Source organism: Campylobacter sp. BCW_6463, from assembly GCF_001762785.1.
Classification (GTDB): domain Bacteria; phylum Campylobacterota; class Campylobacteria; order Campylobacterales; family Campylobacteraceae; genus Campylobacter_D; species Campylobacter_D jejuni.
The window spans coordinates 48,536-63,799 of sequence record NZ_MJXL01000019.1 but is presented as its reverse complement, the minus strand read 5'-3'; the positions used below and the strand labels follow the sequence as shown (position 1 = coordinate 63,799).

Sequence of the window (15,264 nt, the reverse complement as noted above, 5' to 3'; positions counted from 1 at the left end):
TCTACTTTTTTAAAAGAATGGATACCCAATGCCATAAAAAGCAGATTTTTTACCAAATAGTACATAAAATTTCGCCGCCAACACCTGCTTTATAAGCTTCATCATTAGCCAAAACGCCACGACTTGTGCTAACTACAATAGTACCATAACCATTTTTAAAACGCTTGATTTCATCTTTACCTTTATAAACACGACGACCGGGCTTAGAAATTCTTTTAAGCTCATTGATAACACTCTTACCTTTTTCATCGTATTTTAAAACTACATTGATAAATTTCTTTTTATCTTCTTCAATAACGTTAAAACTCTCAATATAGCCCTTAGCTTGAAAAATTCCAACTAAAGCTTCTACAACTTTAGAATGTAAAAGCTTGGTTGTTTCAAGCTTTCTCATTCCTGCATTTCTGATACGAGTGAGTGAATCTGAAATAATATCATTTATCATATTTTATCCTTACCAACTTGCTTTCTTAAGACCTGGAATCAAACCTTCATTGCCCATTTTTCTTAAGCAAACTCTGCAAATTCCAAAATCTCTATAAACCGAATGCGGACGCCCACAAATTTGGCATCTCGTATAAGCTCTAACCTTAAATTTAGGCTTGCGTGCCGCTTTTGCAATCATTGATTTTTTAGCCATCTTACTTTCCTTTTGTAAATGGCACACCGATAAGTTCTAATAACTTTTGTGCCTGTTTGTCATTTTGTGCTGTTGTAACTACAGAAATATTCATACCATGAGTTCTTAAAATTTTATCATACTCCACTTCTGGGAACATCAACTGCTCATCAAGACCGAAGTTATAGTTTCCGCGTCCATCAAAACCATCTCTACTTAAACCTCTAAAGTCTTTCACTCTTGGCAAAGCAATAGAAATTAATTTATCAAGAAAAGCATACATATTTTCTTTTCTTAAAGTTACCATTACACCCACAGGAAAACCTTCGCGAACTTTAAATCCTGCAACTGATTTTTTAGCTTTAGTAATTACAGCCTTTTGTCCTGCAATTAAAGAAATAGTATCTGCAACATTTTGCAATACTTTTTGATCTTTAGCCAACTCACCAGCACCTACGCTGATAACTACTTTTTCGATCACAGGGATAAGCATAGGATTTTTAATATCAAATTCTTTAACCAATGCAGGTTTAATGCTTTGATTATATTTTTCTTTTAATCTCATCATCGCTTACTCCTGAACTTTTGCCACATTGGAAATATCCATTGGCATTTCTTTATTGATAAAACCACCATTTGGGTTTTTCTCACTCGGCTTAATAGCTTTTTTAGCGATTTTACATCCTTCAACTACCACTTTAAGTGTTTTTGGATATACCGCTAAAACTTTACCTGTTTTACCTTTATCATCGCCTGTGATAACCTTAACGCTATCACCTTTTTTGATTTTTAATTTAACCGCCATTATAATACCTCCGGTGCTAGTGAAACGATTTTCATAAAGCCACCATATCTAACTTCTCTGCCCACTGGCCCAAAGATACGAGTTCCGATAGGCTCTCTTTTGTTGTCAAGAATAACCGCAGCATTTTCATCAAAACGAATCAAAGAACCATTATCTCTATGAATTTCTTTTTTAGTTCTAACGATAACCGCTTTTACCACTTGACCTTTTTTAACTTTTCCATTTGGTAAAGCTTTTTTAACAGATGCAACGATTACATCACCTACGGTAGCGTATCTTCTTTTGCTACCCCCTAAAACCTTGATACACATTAATTCTTTTGCACCGCTATTATCAGCAACTGCAAGTCTTGTAAAACTTTGAATCATTACTCAACTCCTGTAGCTAATACAGATTTTAAGCGAAATGATTTTCTTTTTGAAAGTGGTCTGCATTCTACTGCAACAACAGTATCACCCACTTTAACTTCATTTCTCTCATCATGAATTAGATATTTTTTAAAGCGTTTAACAATTTTTCTATATCTTGGATGAACCACTTTTCTTTCAACCAAAACACTTGCGGTTTTTTCACCAGCGATTTTAACAACAACGCCTTGAATTTCTCTTTTAAATGCCATTTTCTCTATCCTTATCTTAAAGCGTTAATTGCTGTATTTATTCTAGCAATGTCTTTTTTTACTTGGCTAATCTCTTTTGGATTAGTAAGTTGCATTGTTTTTAGCTTTTGTTTTAAAGTGAATAAAAGCACCTTTTTTTCTTTTAGCATTGTTGCAAGCTCAGCTGCTGTTTTATCTTTAATCTCAGTATATTTCATTTTGGCTCTCTCTTGTAACAAACTTAGTTTTAAATGGAAGTTTATGCATAGCTAAAGTCAATGCTTCTCTTGCCATTTCTTCGCTTACTCCTGCCATTTCATAAATGATACGGCCTGGCTTGATATTCATTACCCATTCCTCAACAGCACCTTTACCTTTACCCATACGAGTTTCTAAAGGTTTTTTTGTCAAAGGCTTATCTGGGAAAACTCTAATCCAAGTTTTTCCTTGTCTTTTAACAAAACGAGTTAAAGCAATACGCGCTGCTTCGATTTGGCGTGAGTTAATGCGTCCTGCTTCAGTTGCTTTTAATGCAAATTCACCAAAAGTAAATTCTGTTCCACGATTAGCATAACCTCTGTTACGCCCTTTCATCATTTTGCGATATTTAGTTCTTTTTGGCATTAACATGATTATTTACCCCTTCTTGTGCGTCTTGGCTTTTTAGCTGGAGCACTTTCTTCAGTTTTTTCAGGTTGCATACCTTTGTGTAATACCTCACCTTTAAAGATCCATACTTTAACCCCTATGTTTCCATAAGTAGTTCTAGCTTCTGCAAAACCATAATCGATTTTTGCTCTTAAAGTATGAAGTGGAACGCGTCCTTCAAGATACCATTCTGTTCTTGCCATTTCAGCACCGCCTAAACGACCAGAAACTGAAACTTTAATCCCCTTAGCACCTGCTTTTTGCGCGCCTTGAATTACTTTTTTCATTGCTCTTCTAAAAGCAATTCTTTTTTCAAGTTGAGTTGCAACACTTTCAGCAGCAAGTTGAGCTGAAGCTCCTGCTTTTCTTTCTTCTTTGATATTGATATTTACATCTTTACCGATTAAATCTTGCAATTCTTTTCTTAAATTATCAACATCACTACCTTTTTTACCGATGATGATACCTGGTCTTGCAGCAACTACAGTAACGCGAAGTTTTTTAGCAGTTCTTTCTACTAAAATTTGGCTAATTCCTGCGTAATAAAGTTTTCTTTTTAAGAAAGCTCTGATTTTGTAATCTTCACCGATATTTTCTACTAAATTTGCTTTAGTTGGAAACCATCTTGATTCCCAGTTTCTATTGATTCCTAGTCTTAGACCAATTGGATTAACTTTTTGTCCCATTAGCTTTCCTTTTTCGCTGTTGCTTTTTTAGTGCTTGTTGTTTTTTTAGCTGGAGCTTTTGTTGTAGTAGTTTTTTTAGCTACTGCTTTTTTCTCTTCAGCTTTCACTTCTGCTTTTGCCACTTCTACTAAAATATGTGAAGTTGGTTTTCTAATACGACTTGCACTTCCTCTAGCTCTTGGTCTAAATCTTTTCAACACCGCAGCTACATCCACGCGACAACTTTTTACAATCACTTCGTTTGCTTCAAAGCCACCATTTGCTACTGCACTTGAAATTGCGTTTGCGATATATTTTGCACCTTTATTTGGCATAAATTTTAAACTAGCCATAGCTAATTCTGCATTCATCCCCTGAACTTCCCTAGCAATCAATCTTGCTTTAGTTGGAGATAATCTTATGAATTTAATTAATGCTTTACTCATATCTTATCCCTTACTTACCAATTTTCTTTTGCACAGAGCCTTTATGCCCTTTAAATGTGCGTGTTGGAGCAAATTCACCAAGCTTATAACCGATATGATTTTCAGTAATATAAACTGGAATAAAGCTTTTACCATTATGAACATTAAATGTAAGTCCTATCATATCAGGAGTAATTGTGCTTCTTCTTGACCAAGTTTTAATTGGTTTATTATCATTAGCCTTTTTAGCAGCGATGACTTTTTTCATTACATGATCATCAACAAAAGGACCTTTTTTTAGTGATCTAGCCATCTTACTTTCCTTTTCTTCTTGAAATTATTAGCTTATCGCTAGCTTTTTTACGACGAGTTTTCGCACCTTTAGTTGGTTTACCCCATGGAGTTACTGGATGACGGCCTGAATTTTTCTTACCTTCACCCCCACCGTGCGGGTGATCTACTGGGTTCATAGCAGAACCACGAGTTTGTGGACGGATACCTCTATGGCGATTTCTACCTGCTTTACCGATAGTTACATTAGCCCATTCTTCATTTCCAACTTCGCCGATACTTGCCATACATTCAGCTAAAACTTGTCTCATTTCGCCACTTGCAAGTCTTAAGATAACATATTTTTCTTCTTTACCCATAAGTTGTGCGTAAGCACCCGCAGAACGGATCATTTGACCGCCTTTGCCTGGCTTTAACTCAACATTATGAACAATAGTACCCACAGGAATGTTTTTAAGCTTCATTGCATTACCTGGTTTAATATCAAGTCCGCTTTCAGCAGCTGCAACGATATCGCCAATGCTTAATCCACGTGGTTGAAGAATATATCTTTTTTCTCCATCTTTATAAGCAATCAAAGCAATTCTACAATTTCTATATGGATCATACTCGATCGCTTCTACTTTGCCTTCTATACCGAATTTACGACGTTTAAAATCAATAATTCTGTAAAGTTTTTTAGCACCCGCTTCTTTATGACGACTTGTAATTCTTCCATAGCTGTTACGACCCGCGTGTGCTGGAAGTTTAACAAGTAGTGAGCGTACACTTGGTTTAGCTGTGATATCTTCAGAACTTAAACCTGTGATATATCTTCTACTTGGAGTATATGGTTTATAAGTTTTAATTGCCATCTTAAGCCTCCGTATTTTCTAAGCTAACACCTTCAGGTAGCTTAACATAGAATTTTTTATAATCGTTTCTTTGACCTAAACGACCTCTAAAACGCTTAACTTTTCCATCCATTCTTAAAGAATTGATACTTTTTGGAGTTACACCAAAATACTCTTTTAAAACCGCTTTCAAGCCTGTTTTAGTCATTTTTGGCGAAGTTTGAATAACTACGACACCTTGCTCTTGCAAATTCAAACTTTTTTCTGTGTAAAGTATAGTCTTTATATCAGTAATATCTGCCATAATTATCCCTCTTTTGTAATAGATTCTAATGCTGATTTTTCTATGATAACAGCATTAAATACAGATACTAAATAAGCATTTACTTCGCTTACATCAACTACATAGCAATTTGCTAAATTTCTGTAAGCTAAAAGTGTTTTTTCATCTAGTAAATCTTTAACGATTAAAGCATCTTTGACGCCAAGTTTTTTAATCACAGCGTTTGCATCTTTTGTTTTGCCACTTTCAATAGCTAAAGAATCAGCAGTAAATAACGCACCTTTAGCTGCTTTATCTGCTAAAGCTCTTTCAAGCGCCAATCTTTTTTGTTTTTTATTTACTTTTTGGAAGTAGTTTCTTTCATTTGTTGGACCAAAAGCAACCGCACCGCCTACCCAAACGTTAGTTCTTGTTGAACCCGCTCTAGCACCGCCACGACCTTTTTGTCTCCAAGGTTTTTTACCACCACCGCTTACATCACTTCTACCTTTAGTATGAGCTGTATTTGCTCTTAAACTTGCAAGGTAAGATTTTACATATAAGTAAAGATTGTGTGGATTTACTTCCGCATATTTTGAAGGTAAATCAAGTTCACCTGCTTTTTCTAATTTATCATTTAAAACAACTACTTTACTCATTTTGCAATCCTTATTTTACCCATAGCACCATTATAACCTGGTACTGCACCCTTAACTACTAAAATTTTGTTTTCAGCATCATAAGATACAACTTCGTTTTTAACGGTTACTTTAGTATTTCCATAGTGTCCTGCCATTTTCATACCTGGTTGAACACGACCTGGCCATTCTCTATTACCAATAGATCCGTGGCGTCTATGAAATCTCGAACCGTGACTTGCTGGACCCCCTGCAAAGTTATGTCTTTTCATAACACCGCTATAACCTCTACCTTTGGTGTTAAAGCTTACTTTTAAAATTTTTGCTTCATTTAATGGAGTTTCATCTAAATCTCCTGCTTCAGTATTTGCTACTTCTAAAGTCGCAAATCTATTGTATTCTGCAGAAAGATTATACTTTTTTTGTTGTCCTGCGACACATTTATTACTTGCTTTACCTTTTGGATATGCTACTAAAGCCTTTCCGCCTTCAACTTCACATACTTTTGCATTTACAACTCTTAGTAAAGTTACAGCGATACTTGGATTAGTAATTGTTCTGCTCATTCCGATTTTTTCTACAATATATTCCATATCTTATCCTTACTTACCCATAGCTCTTACTTCAACGCTTACTTCTGGCGCTAAATCAAGCTTAGTTAAAGAATCAACTGTATCTGGAGTCGCTGCTACTATATCTAGCATACGCGCGTGAATTCTTATCTCAAACTGCTCACGAGAATCTTTGTTAATGTGTGGAGATTTTAAAACTGTATAGCGTTTGATTTTAGTAGGCATTGGTATCGGACCTCTGATATCCGCACCTGTTCTTTTAACAGCTTCTACGATTGCTGCAACTGTTCTGTCTAGTACTCGATGGTCATAAGCTTTTAGCTTAAGCCTAATTCTTTCCATAATATTTCCTTTAAAAAGAACTCGTTAGTTAAAAACTAACCAATTTATAAAAATTGAAATGAGAGTATATAAAATCTTGTTTTCAAAGTCAAGGAATTTGATGAAATTTTTCTATTATTTTCCTTTTAAAAAGGATAAAAATAGAATTTTTAGAATTTAAAAATTATCATTATTTTTTAAATTTTTGTATATAATGGTCAATATCTTATTTCATTAAATTTTAAAAAATCTCTTAATTTTTCATATTCGCCATTTTCTAAATAACGATGTTTTCCTGCCTTTAACATACCAAGATCTAAAGCCCCAAAAGCAACACGCTTAAGATCCATGACTTCAAGATCAAAATGTCCAAAAAAGCGTCTAAGCTCTCTATTTTTACCTTCATTTATAACCACTCTAAGCTTAGTATAGCCTCCACTTGATCCAAAAATTTCAAAGTCTATAAAAGGAGCAAAACTCATAGAGGTAATTTTAGTTTTTGCATGTGCGCCTTTTTTTTCATTTTTAATCTCAAGTCCATTTTGCATGGCTTCGATGACTTGTTTGCTCACCGTGCCTTTAACTTTAAGGTAGTATTCTCTTTCTAAATCGCTATGCATTAAAGCATCGGCAATCACAGAAGAATCTGTAAGCAAAAGTAAGCCTTCACTTGCATAATCCAGCCTACCTACGCTAAGCCAAGTACTAAATTGTCTTGGCAAGGTATCATATATAGTTTTTCTTCCACGATCGTCTTTTTTACTGACAATTTCACCTTTTTGTTTATGATAGATTATCACGCTAAATTGCGTTCTTTTTTGCACTCTTTTACCCTTAACAAAGACTTTATCATCAAATTTAACCTCATCGCTTAAAAGGGCAATTTTGTTGTTTATTTTTATTAAGCCTTGTTTGATAAGCTCATCAGCTTCACGACGTGAATAGCAGGTATTATGGGATATAAATTTATTAATTCTCATTTGATCTTCCTTAAAAAGGGCGTTTTTGCCCTTTTTTACATTACAAAAATAGTTGGAACTATGGTTGGGTATTTTTTAATCTTTCTAAAAATATGCTTTCTTAAAACTTGGCGGATTTGATTTTCTAAAAATCTTGGATCATTGAGTACTTCATCTTTAACATTGATGAAAAACTGTCCTAAAACTTCAGCCATATCTTTGCTAAAAGCATGATCGTGTTTGTCAGCTACTAACCCATAGCTAAATACTCTTGGTTTGTTGATCAGTGTTTTTGTGGCTTTGTCAATTTGTGCGATAATAACCACTATACCACTATCTGCAAGTTTTTGGCGATCTATAACTACATCATCGGCGATTTGTTTGTTGATTTGATTATCCACAAAAACTTTACCTGTTTTTACGGTTTTTATGCGTTTGACATATTTTTGACAAAGTTCTACTTGATCGCCATCACTCATAAGATAAATATTTCTTTCGGGGATACCGCACTTCATCGCTGTTTCTTTGTGCTTGGTGATGTGATTGTATTCTCCATGAACTGGTAAGAAAAATTTAGGTTTGGTAAGGGTTAGCATAAGTTTTTGCTCTTCTATACTAGCGTGTCCGCTTACATGAATTTCACTAAATTCTTGATACGCTACTTTAGCTCCTGCTTTTAAAAGATAGTCAAGCACCGCAGAAACACTTGCTTCATTTCCTGGTATGGCTTTAGCTGAAATGATTACTTGATCTGTAGGTTTGATTTTTATAAATTTATGCTCATCTGTTGCCATTCTATAAAGCGCACTCATGGTTTCGCCTTGACTTCCTGTGGTTACAATAAGCACTTCATTGTCTTTATATTTACTTACTTCATCAGCATCGATGAAAATTTTTCTATCAAGTTTGATGTAGCCTAATTCCATAGTGGTATAAAGATTTCTTTCCATAGAACGACCGATGACACAAACTTTTCTGCCGTATTTTAAACCATAAGTGATAGCTTGATAAACGCGGTGGATATTAGAACTAAAAGTACTCATGATCACTCTGCCCTTAGTGCGTGCAAAAATTTGATCAAAAGTTGGTCCTACGGAGCTTTCACTTTTTGTATAGCCTTCTTTATAGGAATTTGTACTATCGCTTAAAAGACATAAAACCCCTTCTTCCCCATAATGTGCCAAACGCCCTAAGTCTGTTGGATAGCCATCGATTGGGGTTTGATCGATTTTAAAATCACCTGTATGGATAATAGTTCCTGCTTTTGTTTTGATCGCAAGTGCTGAAGCATCAATAATAGAATGCGTGATATGGATCCATTCTATATCAAATTCGCCTATCTCATAAACACGGCGTTTTTCTACAGGGCGAAACCATTTGCGTTCTGCTTTTAAGCCATGTTCTTCAAATTTGTTTGAAATCATCCCTAAAGCCAAAGGCGTAGCGTAGATAGGAAATTGAAATTCTTTAAAGAAATAAGGCACCGCACCGATATGATCTTCGTGTGCATGGGTAATCACTATACCACGAATTTTATCTTTAATTTTTCTTACATAATCAAAATCAGGGATGATAATATCTACCCCATGCATAGTTCCATCAGGAAAACTCATGCCTATATCTATTATGATTGCATCTTTATTGGTTTCAAAAACGCTAATATTTCCACCGATTTCTCCTAAGCCTCCTAAAGGAGTAATGCGGATTTTATGTTCGCTAGAATTATTATATTTTAAAGGGTGTAAGCGGTTTTCATGTGAAACACGGTTAGCTTCTATACATTCTGCAAGAGCGATTTGCCAATCTTCATTGCCTGTGAGTTTTGAAGGAAGATTACGATTTTTCTTCTTTTTTTTCTCAGTTTTATTTTCTGAGTTTTCAGAATTTTCCTTGTTGGAATTTTGATCGATTTTTGGAGTATCATTTTCATTTTGCAAAGAATCAACTAATTTTTTTCTGCGATTTTTATATTTATAGCGTTTATTGTTTTTTGAATTTGAGTTCGGATTTTGTTCGTTTTTATTTATCTCTTTGTTTTCGTCCATATTCATCCTTTAATTTGTCATAAATTTTAAGGTATGAATTAACGCAAATTTCATGTGGTCTGATGTTTTCTTTTAAGCCAAGAATGCTTAAAACTTCTAAAACTTTTGCTTTATATGTTTTTAAATTTCCTAAGAGTTGTTTTCTAGGAGCTTTAAAACAGTCTTTTAGAAAATTTTTGAAATTTTCTATTTCACAAAGTTCATCAAAATCCTTAATTTTAATCAAACTCATCACCGCTGATATAACTTTTGGCGGTGGATTAAAACATTGTGGATCAACATCAAAAAGTATTTTTCTTTCGCAAATCATTGCACTTAAAACACCCAAGGAAGAAAACTCACTATTCCCTTCTTTAGCGCAGAATTTTTCAGCCATTTCTCTTTGTACCATTACAATAAGCCCTAGACAATTTTTATCTTCTAAAGCTTTTAATATAATGTGACTTGCAACATAATAAGGCAAATTTGCAACCAAAAAATATGGTTTTTCATCAAGACTAGGATTAAAAGCTTCGCTTGCGTCTTGATGGATCAAGTTAAATTTTCCACATTCAAGTTCTTTTTGAAATTTCTTTTTTAAAATAGGTATGAGATCATTATCGATTTCATAAGCTTTTACTTGAGAAATTTTTAAAAGTTCTTGCGTTAAATCACCTAAGCCAGGCCCAATCTCAATGATATTGTTCATCTCTTTGGGTATGGCTTGGATGATTTTTACTAATACGCTTTTATCGATTAAAAAATTTTGTCCGTATTGTTTTTTTGCTTTAACCATAAGAAATAATTTTATCTAAAAATTCTTAATTAAGTCTTTTTAGGTAGAATTATTTTTGTAAAATTTCATAAGGATCAAAATGATTGTTTGTGCGGGTGGAAATGAAAATTTTTCTTTTGCAAAAGCCATAGGTATAGGTTTGGTTGAATCAGCTTTTCATTTGGGTCAACTTTGCTTAAAAGAAAAACCATCAAAACTCATATTTATAGGAACTTGTGGGCTTTATGATAAGGGGGAAATTTTAGAAATTTATAGAAGTTTGCACGCTTTTAATGTAGAATTTTCTAAAATTTCACATGCATTTTATACTCCTGCAAAATATGAAATTTGCTTAGAAAAAGAAAATGTTTCTCGTGAAACAATCAAAATCAATTCTTCAAATTATATTTGTCAAAATTCAAAAGCAGCAAAAGAATTTTCGAAATTAGGTTTTTTTGCAGAAAATATGGAAGCCTTTTCTGTTTTAAGCGTAGCTCAAAATTTAGATATTGATGCAGAGTGTATTTTATGTGCGACAAATTTTTGCAATGAAAATGCTCACGAAGATTTTATAAAAAATCATCAAAAGGCAAAAGAAAAATTAGAAGAATACTTAAAAAAATATCATTATATTTAAAAATTCAAAAAGGAAAATAATTTTGAAAGAGCTTGTTAATATTTTAGATTTTTTACCTGAAGAATTAGGAGAAAAAATCAAACCGATGTTTCGCGTGAAACAAATTTATCAATGGATTTATCAAAAATACGCCAATAATTTTTCCGATATGTCAAGTTTACCAAAAGATCTACGTTTAGAACTTACACAAAATTTTCATTTCTCACCTGTAAAATGCGTTAAAAATGAGCAAAGTAAAGATGGAAGTATAAAATATCTTTTTGAACTCATCGATGGTTTAAGAGTAGAAAGTGTGCTTTTGCCTATGAAAGAAGAAAAAATAGACGCGGAGGGCAAAAGAATTTCTCATGCAAGATACACTATCTGTGTTTCTTCTCAAGTAGGTTGTAAAAGTGGATGTAGTTTTTGTCTTACTGCCAAGGGTGGTTTGAAAAGAAATTTAAGTGCAGGGGAGATAGTCGGACAAATTTTATGGATCAAAAAACAAAATAATATCCCTTATGAACGGCGTGTAAATATAGTATATATGGGTATGGGTGAGCCTTTGGATAATCTTAAAAATGTTTCTAAAGCGGTAAAAATTTTAGCACAAAATGAGGGGCTTGCCATAAGTCCCCGCCGTCAAACCATCAGCACTAGCGGTTTAGCAAAACAAATCAAAGAATTAGGTCAAATGAATTTAGGTGCTTTACTTGCTATATCGTTGCATGCGGTTAATGATGAACTTCGAACTGAGCTTATGCCTATCAATAAAGCTTATAATATCGCTGCAATTATGGATGCGGTGCGTGAATTTCCTATAGATCAAAGAAAAAGGGTAATGTTTGAATATCTTTTAATTGATGGTATCAATGATAAGCTTGAACACGCTAAAGAATTAGTCAAGCTTTTAAATGGCATTAAAGCCAAAGTGAATTTAATACTTTTTAATCCACATGAAGGAAGTTTATATAAACGCCCTAGTTTAGAAAATGCGATTAAATTTCAAGATTTACTCAGCAATAAAGGTGTAACTTGCACTATAAGAGAAAGTAAAGGGCTTGATATCTCAGCTGCTTGTGGACAGCTTAAAGAAAGGGCAAAAGAACAATGACAATGCTAGATATTTTCGAAATCGTTTTTATAACAGCTGTTGTAATTATAGGTTTTGGTGGAATTGTTTTTGTAGTAACAAAAGAAAAAAAATAATTATTACATTTAATGGTGTCAAGGGGGAGACTTGAACTCCCGACCTCCGGCTTATGAGACCAGCGCTCTAACCAGCTGAGCTACCCTGACTAAAAATAAAAATATAATTATACTACTTTTTACTAAAAATTTTCTGATTTTTTAAAAAAATAATTTTATTTTCAATATTTAAAAAATTTCTTTATTTTTAAAGCTTTTATAGATATAATGAAAGCTTTATTTCATAGACAGGTGTCCGAGCGGTTGAAGGAGCACGCCTGGAACGCGTGTAAAGTGCAAGCTTTCGAGGGTTCGAATCCCTTCCTGTCTGCCATTCTTATTTTTAATATTTAAAAATTATTGTTTTGTCAAAAGTTATTTTATTGTTTACAAATTCTTAAATTTTTGATAAAATATTAAAAATTTTATTTATTAGGTTTTTTATAATGCTACAATCAAGACTTTTGATGAATTTAAAAGGAATGGGAATATCTTTTATACCAAGATATTTTTTTTCAAATAAATTTAGATAAAATTTTTAATGATATTTTAAAATACAATATTAAAGACTTAGAAGAAATACAAACTCGAGTTAAATATTATAATCAAATAAATGAATTTTTTACACCTACAGCAAAGGAAAAAATAGGAAAATTTCCTTTTAAAGACACCTCTTATGCTTTTGATGCTTATGAAATCAGTAAATACTTTAAAGATGAATTTTTATGGAATAAAGAATTTGGCGATGTAAGACATACTTTTAAAGAAGCAACTATTTGCAAATCAAGATCTTTGGAAAATAATATAAATAATATTTTATTAAAACTTGATAAAAATAGGCACTTTTGCTTTTTAAAAGATAACATAAACTATGAAAATAAAAAGGATATAGCAATATTTAGAGGAGCAGTATATCAAAAACATAGAAAAGAATTTTTTGATTCTTATTTTGGTAGAACTTTTTGCAATATAGGAGATACTTCAAAACAACCTAGCCAATGGAAAAAAAACTTTTTAAACAAAAAAGAACAAATGAAATATAAATTTATAATTTCTTTAGAGTGTAACGATGTAGCAAGCAACTTAAAATGGGCTATGAATTCTAATTCTTTAGTTTTAGCTCCAAAAATAACTTGCGAAACTTGGTTTATGGAAGGAACTTTAAAACCAAATTATCACTTTGCTTTGATTGATAATGAGAATTTGTCAGCAGTAATTGAATATTTTAAAAGTCGCCCAAAAGATGCATTGGAAATTATTAATAATGCTCATCAATATATTAAGAAATTTTTAGATAAGAAAAAAGAATTCCATATAGGAATTTTGGTTTTGACCAAATATTTTTATTATTCTAGACAACTTGAACTTAACAAAAAAAGAGATATTTTAGAATTAATCAAATAATTTTTCATAAAAAATAAATCTTTTTATACATTTATCACAGCTTATCATTTTTGGCAAAAATATATGGGTATTGTTAAATTTGGGAAAAATGGTTTTGTGCTTACATCGAATATAGATGAAGATGCGGAACAAGGTGGAGAAATAACTTATTATGAAAAATATTATTATAATTTTGAAATCGTAGGCAATATCTACGAAAACAAGGAGTTATTAGAAGTTAAGGAGTGAAAATTTTATAATATAATACTATATAATATAATATTGATTATCTTTGGAATAAAAGGAGAAAAAAATGAATAACAAAAGAAAAGTTAGGGAATTTCTGTCTTATATGGAGAAATATCTGTTTTTTGTATTGGGATGGTTAAATTAATAGAAAAATTGATAAAATAAAAAAATATTCTATCATTATAAAAAATAGGAAAAGAAAATGAATTTAAAAGATGTTCTAAAGGAAATTGATATTCTAAAAGATTTTTTGAAAGAACACAAACTAGCTTTTGAAACTAAAAAATCACTAGAAGAAGATTTTAAATTAAGATATACAAATGATTCTAATGCAATCGAAGGGAATACACTTACCTTATTTGAAACAAAAGCAGTGCTTGAAGGTATGACTATTGCAGGAAAAAGTGTAAAAGAACACTTAGAAACCATAAACCATTCACATGCTATTGATTTTATGTTAGAACTTGCAAATGCTAATACAATTTTAAATGAATTTGATATTAAATCTTTACATCAAATTATTTTACAAACAATTGATATAAAGAATGCTGGAGTATATAGAAAGGCTAATGTAGTGATTAGCGGTGCAAAACATATTCCACCTGATTATTTGAGTATTGATTTTGAAATGAAAAACTTTTTAAATTGGTATGAGAATGAAGCACAAAATTTACACCCTATTATTAGAGCTTCAAGAATACATATTGACTTTGTTAGAATACACCCATTTATTGATGGTAATGGAAGAATGTCAAGGCTTTTAATGAATTATGAGCTTGTTAAAAATAATTATCCACCTATCAATATTAAGTATTCTTCAAAAGAAGAATACTTTCAAGCTTTGGAAGAAGCTTGTTATTATAAAAACTTTGAAAAATTTGACACAATAGTAATAAAAGAAGTTAAAAATGAACTAGAAAAAAGAAAACATTTCGCTCTAAAAAATGAAAAAAATGAATATCAAGAAAATTTAAAAGATAAAATAAAAAGGAACTAAAATGAAAAAAGAAAAAAGTTTGCATTTAATTATTTTTGGATTATCTTTAATTTTTATAGGTTGTGGAGAACCTAAACTTAAAGAATATACTTATAATTCAGAGCAAGGAAGTAAAGAAGGATATGAATTTGCACTTAAAAAAATTGATGAAGAGTATAAAACAAGTGGAAAGTATTCTTTAATTGATTTAAGCGAAATAAAAAATATTAAAACACTTAAAGAAAGAGATTATAATTTTCTTTTAAATTCACAAAAAGAATCTAAAAAAGAAATTGAAAATGGAAGATATGAATATGCTGATATAATGATTATAAATTATAATGATCATTATAGTATACTTAGCGTTGAGTGTAATTTGCGAAGGAAATTTTGTGATATTTCTGATAATTAAAATGT

At 31.9% G+C, this 15,264-nt stretch carries 26 protein-coding genes and 2 tRNA genes; 8 read left to right on the top strand and 20 right to left on the bottom strand.

Annotation, left to right across the window (positions count from 1 at the left end; all coding sequences use genetic code 11):
- Window positions 1–49: 49 nt before the first annotated feature.
- The 19 genes from rpsH to rsmA all read right to left on the bottom strand — a co-directional run bounded on the left by rpsH (window position 50) and on the right by rsmA (window position 10,456).
- Window positions 50–445 carry a 30S ribosomal protein S8 gene (gene rpsH / locus AJ884_RS02070; protein WP_002860830.1) on the bottom strand — a complete coding sequence of 132 codons (396 nt, stop codon included), beginning with the start codon at window positions 443–445 and terminating at the stop codon, window positions 50–52.
- A 9-nt stretch (window positions 446–454) separates the two neighbouring features.
- Complete coding sequence (locus AJ884_RS02065) at window positions 455–640, bottom strand: type Z 30S ribosomal protein S14 (protein WP_002851478.1); 186 nt, start codon at window positions 638–640, stop codon at window positions 455–457.
- Window position 641: 1 nt separating this feature from the next.
- Entirely contained in the window at window positions 642–1,187 is a 546-nt protein-coding gene (gene rplE, locus AJ884_RS02060) for a 50S ribosomal protein L5 (RefSeq protein WP_070283720.1), read from the bottom strand.
- Window positions 1,188–1,190: 3 nt separating this feature from the next.
- On the bottom strand, window positions 1,191–1,424 hold the full coding sequence (gene rplX / locus AJ884_RS02055) for a 50S ribosomal protein L24 (protein ID WP_002779437.1): 234 nt from the start codon (window positions 1,422–1,424) through the stop codon (window positions 1,191–1,193).
- Window positions 1,424–1,792 carry a 50S ribosomal protein L14 gene (rplN, locus tag AJ884_RS02050; RefSeq protein WP_002779438.1) on the bottom strand — a complete coding sequence of 123 codons (369 nt, stop codon included), beginning with the start codon at window positions 1,790–1,792 and terminating at the stop codon, window positions 1,424–1,426. The genes rplX and rplN overlap by 1 nt, the downstream gene beginning before the upstream one ends.
- Window positions 1,792–2,043: a 30S ribosomal protein S17 gene (gene rpsQ / locus AJ884_RS02045; RefSeq protein WP_002851549.1), complete on the bottom strand. Its 252-nt coding sequence runs from the start codon at window positions 2,041–2,043 to the stop codon at window positions 1,792–1,794. Before rpsQ ends, rplN begins: the two co-directional genes overlap by 1 nt.
- A gap of 11 nt (window positions 2,044–2,054) precedes the next feature.
- On the bottom strand, window positions 2,055–2,240 hold the full coding sequence (gene rpmC / locus AJ884_RS02040; protein ID WP_002851566.1) for a 50S ribosomal protein L29: 186 nt from the start codon (window positions 2,238–2,240) through the stop codon (window positions 2,055–2,057).
- Window positions 2,227–2,652 (bottom strand): 50S ribosomal protein L16, encoded by a 426-nt coding sequence (rplP, locus tag AJ884_RS02035; RefSeq protein ID WP_002779441.1) that lies wholly within the window; start codon window positions 2,650–2,652, stop codon window positions 2,227–2,229. Before rplP ends, rpmC begins: the two co-directional genes overlap by 14 nt.
- Window positions 2,653–2,654: 2 nt before the next feature.
- Entirely contained in the window at window positions 2,655–3,356 is a 702-nt protein-coding gene (gene rpsC, locus AJ884_RS02030; RefSeq protein WP_002851138.1) for a 30S ribosomal protein S3, read from the bottom strand.
- Complete coding sequence (rplV, locus tag AJ884_RS02025) at window positions 3,356–3,781, bottom strand: 50S ribosomal protein L22 (protein WP_070286386.1); 426 nt, start codon at window positions 3,779–3,781, stop codon at window positions 3,356–3,358. Before rplV ends, rpsC begins: the two co-directional genes overlap by 1 nt.
- A gap of 10 nt (window positions 3,782–3,791) precedes the next feature.
- Complete coding sequence (rpsS, locus tag AJ884_RS02020) at window positions 3,792–4,073, bottom strand: 30S ribosomal protein S19 (RefSeq protein WP_002851509.1); 282 nt, start codon at window positions 4,071–4,073, stop codon at window positions 3,792–3,794.
- A 1-nt stretch (window position 4,074) separates the two neighbouring features.
- Entirely contained in the window at window positions 4,075–4,905 is an 831-nt protein-coding gene (gene rplB, locus AJ884_RS02015) for a 50S ribosomal protein L2 (RefSeq protein ID WP_070286385.1), read from the bottom strand.
- A gap of 1 nt (window position 4,906) precedes the next feature.
- Window positions 4,907–5,188 (bottom strand): 50S ribosomal protein L23, encoded by a 282-nt coding sequence (locus AJ884_RS02010; RefSeq protein ID WP_002856384.1) that lies wholly within the window; start codon window positions 5,186–5,188, stop codon window positions 4,907–4,909.
- Between the two features lie 2 nt (window positions 5,189–5,190).
- On the bottom strand, window positions 5,191–5,805 hold the full coding sequence (gene rplD / locus AJ884_RS02005) for a 50S ribosomal protein L4 (protein WP_002866817.1): 615 nt from the start codon (window positions 5,803–5,805) through the stop codon (window positions 5,191–5,193).
- On the bottom strand, window positions 5,802–6,377 hold the full coding sequence (rplC, locus tag AJ884_RS02000; RefSeq protein WP_002779987.1) for a 50S ribosomal protein L3: 576 nt from the start codon (window positions 6,375–6,377) through the stop codon (window positions 5,802–5,804). Before rplC ends, rplD begins: the two co-directional genes overlap by 4 nt.
- Window positions 6,378–6,386: 9 nt before the next feature.
- Window positions 6,387–6,698 (bottom strand): 30S ribosomal protein S10, encoded by a 312-nt coding sequence (gene rpsJ / locus AJ884_RS01995; RefSeq protein WP_002779353.1) that lies wholly within the window; start codon window positions 6,696–6,698, stop codon window positions 6,387–6,389.
- 197 nt (window positions 6,699–6,895) lie between these two features.
- Window positions 6,896–7,657 carry a pseudouridine synthase gene (locus AJ884_RS01990; RefSeq protein WP_070286384.1) on the bottom strand — a complete coding sequence of 254 codons (762 nt, stop codon included), beginning with the start codon at window positions 7,655–7,657 and terminating at the stop codon, window positions 6,896–6,898.
- A gap of 35 nt (window positions 7,658–7,692) precedes the next feature.
- Entirely contained in the window at window positions 7,693–9,687 is a 1,995-nt protein-coding gene (locus tag AJ884_RS01985; RefSeq protein WP_079396795.1) for a ribonuclease J, read from the bottom strand.
- Window positions 9,656–10,456 (bottom strand): 16S rRNA (adenine(1518)-N(6)/adenine(1519)-N(6))-dimethyltransferase RsmA, encoded by an 801-nt coding sequence (gene rsmA, locus AJ884_RS01980; RefSeq protein WP_070286383.1) that lies wholly within the window; start codon window positions 10,454–10,456, stop codon window positions 9,656–9,658. The genes AJ884_RS01985 and rsmA overlap by 32 nt, the downstream gene beginning before the upstream one ends.
- Before the next feature lie 79 nt (window positions 10,457–10,535).
- Between rsmA and AJ884_RS01975 the strand changes: the two genes are divergently transcribed.
- Genes AJ884_RS01975 through AJ884_RS01965 form a run of 3 tightly spaced genes read left to right on the top strand, consistent with a single transcriptional unit; the run spans window position 10,536 to window position 12,260 of the window.
- Window positions 10,536–11,072, top strand: a complete 537-nt coding sequence (locus AJ884_RS01975) for a purine-nucleoside phosphorylase (RefSeq protein WP_070286382.1) — start codon at window positions 10,536–10,538, stop codon at window positions 11,070–11,072.
- A 22-nt stretch (window positions 11,073–11,094) separates the two neighbouring features.
- The gene (gene rlmN / locus AJ884_RS01970; RefSeq protein WP_070286381.1) at window positions 11,095–12,165 is read left to right on the top strand and encodes a 23S rRNA (adenine(2503)-C(2))-methyltransferase RlmN; all 1,071 of its coding nucleotides are present in this window, start codon (window positions 11,095–11,097) and stop codon (window positions 12,163–12,165) included.
- Window positions 12,162–12,260: a hypothetical protein gene (locus tag AJ884_RS01965; protein ID WP_002869298.1), complete on the top strand. Its 99-nt coding sequence runs from the start codon at window positions 12,162–12,164 to the stop codon at window positions 12,258–12,260. Before rlmN ends, AJ884_RS01965 begins: the two co-directional genes overlap by 4 nt.
- 13 nt (window positions 12,261–12,273) lie before the next feature.
- On the opposite strand, the gene AJ884_RS01960 is transcribed toward AJ884_RS01965, so the two are convergent.
- A tRNA-Met gene (locus tag AJ884_RS01960) sits at window positions 12,274–12,350 on the bottom strand.
- Window positions 12,351–12,485: 135 nt separating this feature from the next.
- On the opposite strand from AJ884_RS01960, the gene AJ884_RS01955 reads away from it, so the two are divergent.
- From AJ884_RS01955 to AJ884_RS01940, 5 genes are all read left to right on the top strand, one after another.
- A tRNA-Ser gene (locus tag AJ884_RS01955) sits at window positions 12,486–12,573 on the top strand.
- 458 nt (window positions 12,574–13,031) lie between these two features.
- A complete protein-coding gene (locus AJ884_RS10050; RefSeq protein ID WP_070286380.1) occupies window positions 13,032–13,643 on the top strand; it encodes a glycosyl transferase family 90 in 612 nt (203 codons plus the stop codon).
- Between the two features lie 63 nt (window positions 13,644–13,706).
- Entirely contained in the window at window positions 13,707–13,871 is a 165-nt protein-coding gene (locus tag AJ884_RS09560) for a YopX family protein (protein ID WP_004305855.1), read from the top strand.
- Between the two features lie 202 nt (window positions 13,872–14,073).
- Complete coding sequence (locus tag AJ884_RS01945) at window positions 14,074–14,868, top strand: Fic family protein (RefSeq protein ID WP_070286379.1); 795 nt, start codon at window positions 14,074–14,076, stop codon at window positions 14,866–14,868.
- Between the two features lies 1 nt (window position 14,869).
- On the top strand, window positions 14,870–15,259 hold the full coding sequence (locus AJ884_RS01940; protein ID WP_053872655.1) for a hypothetical protein: 390 nt from the start codon (window positions 14,870–14,872) through the stop codon (window positions 15,257–15,259).
- Window positions 15,260–15,264: the final 5 nt, after the last annotated feature.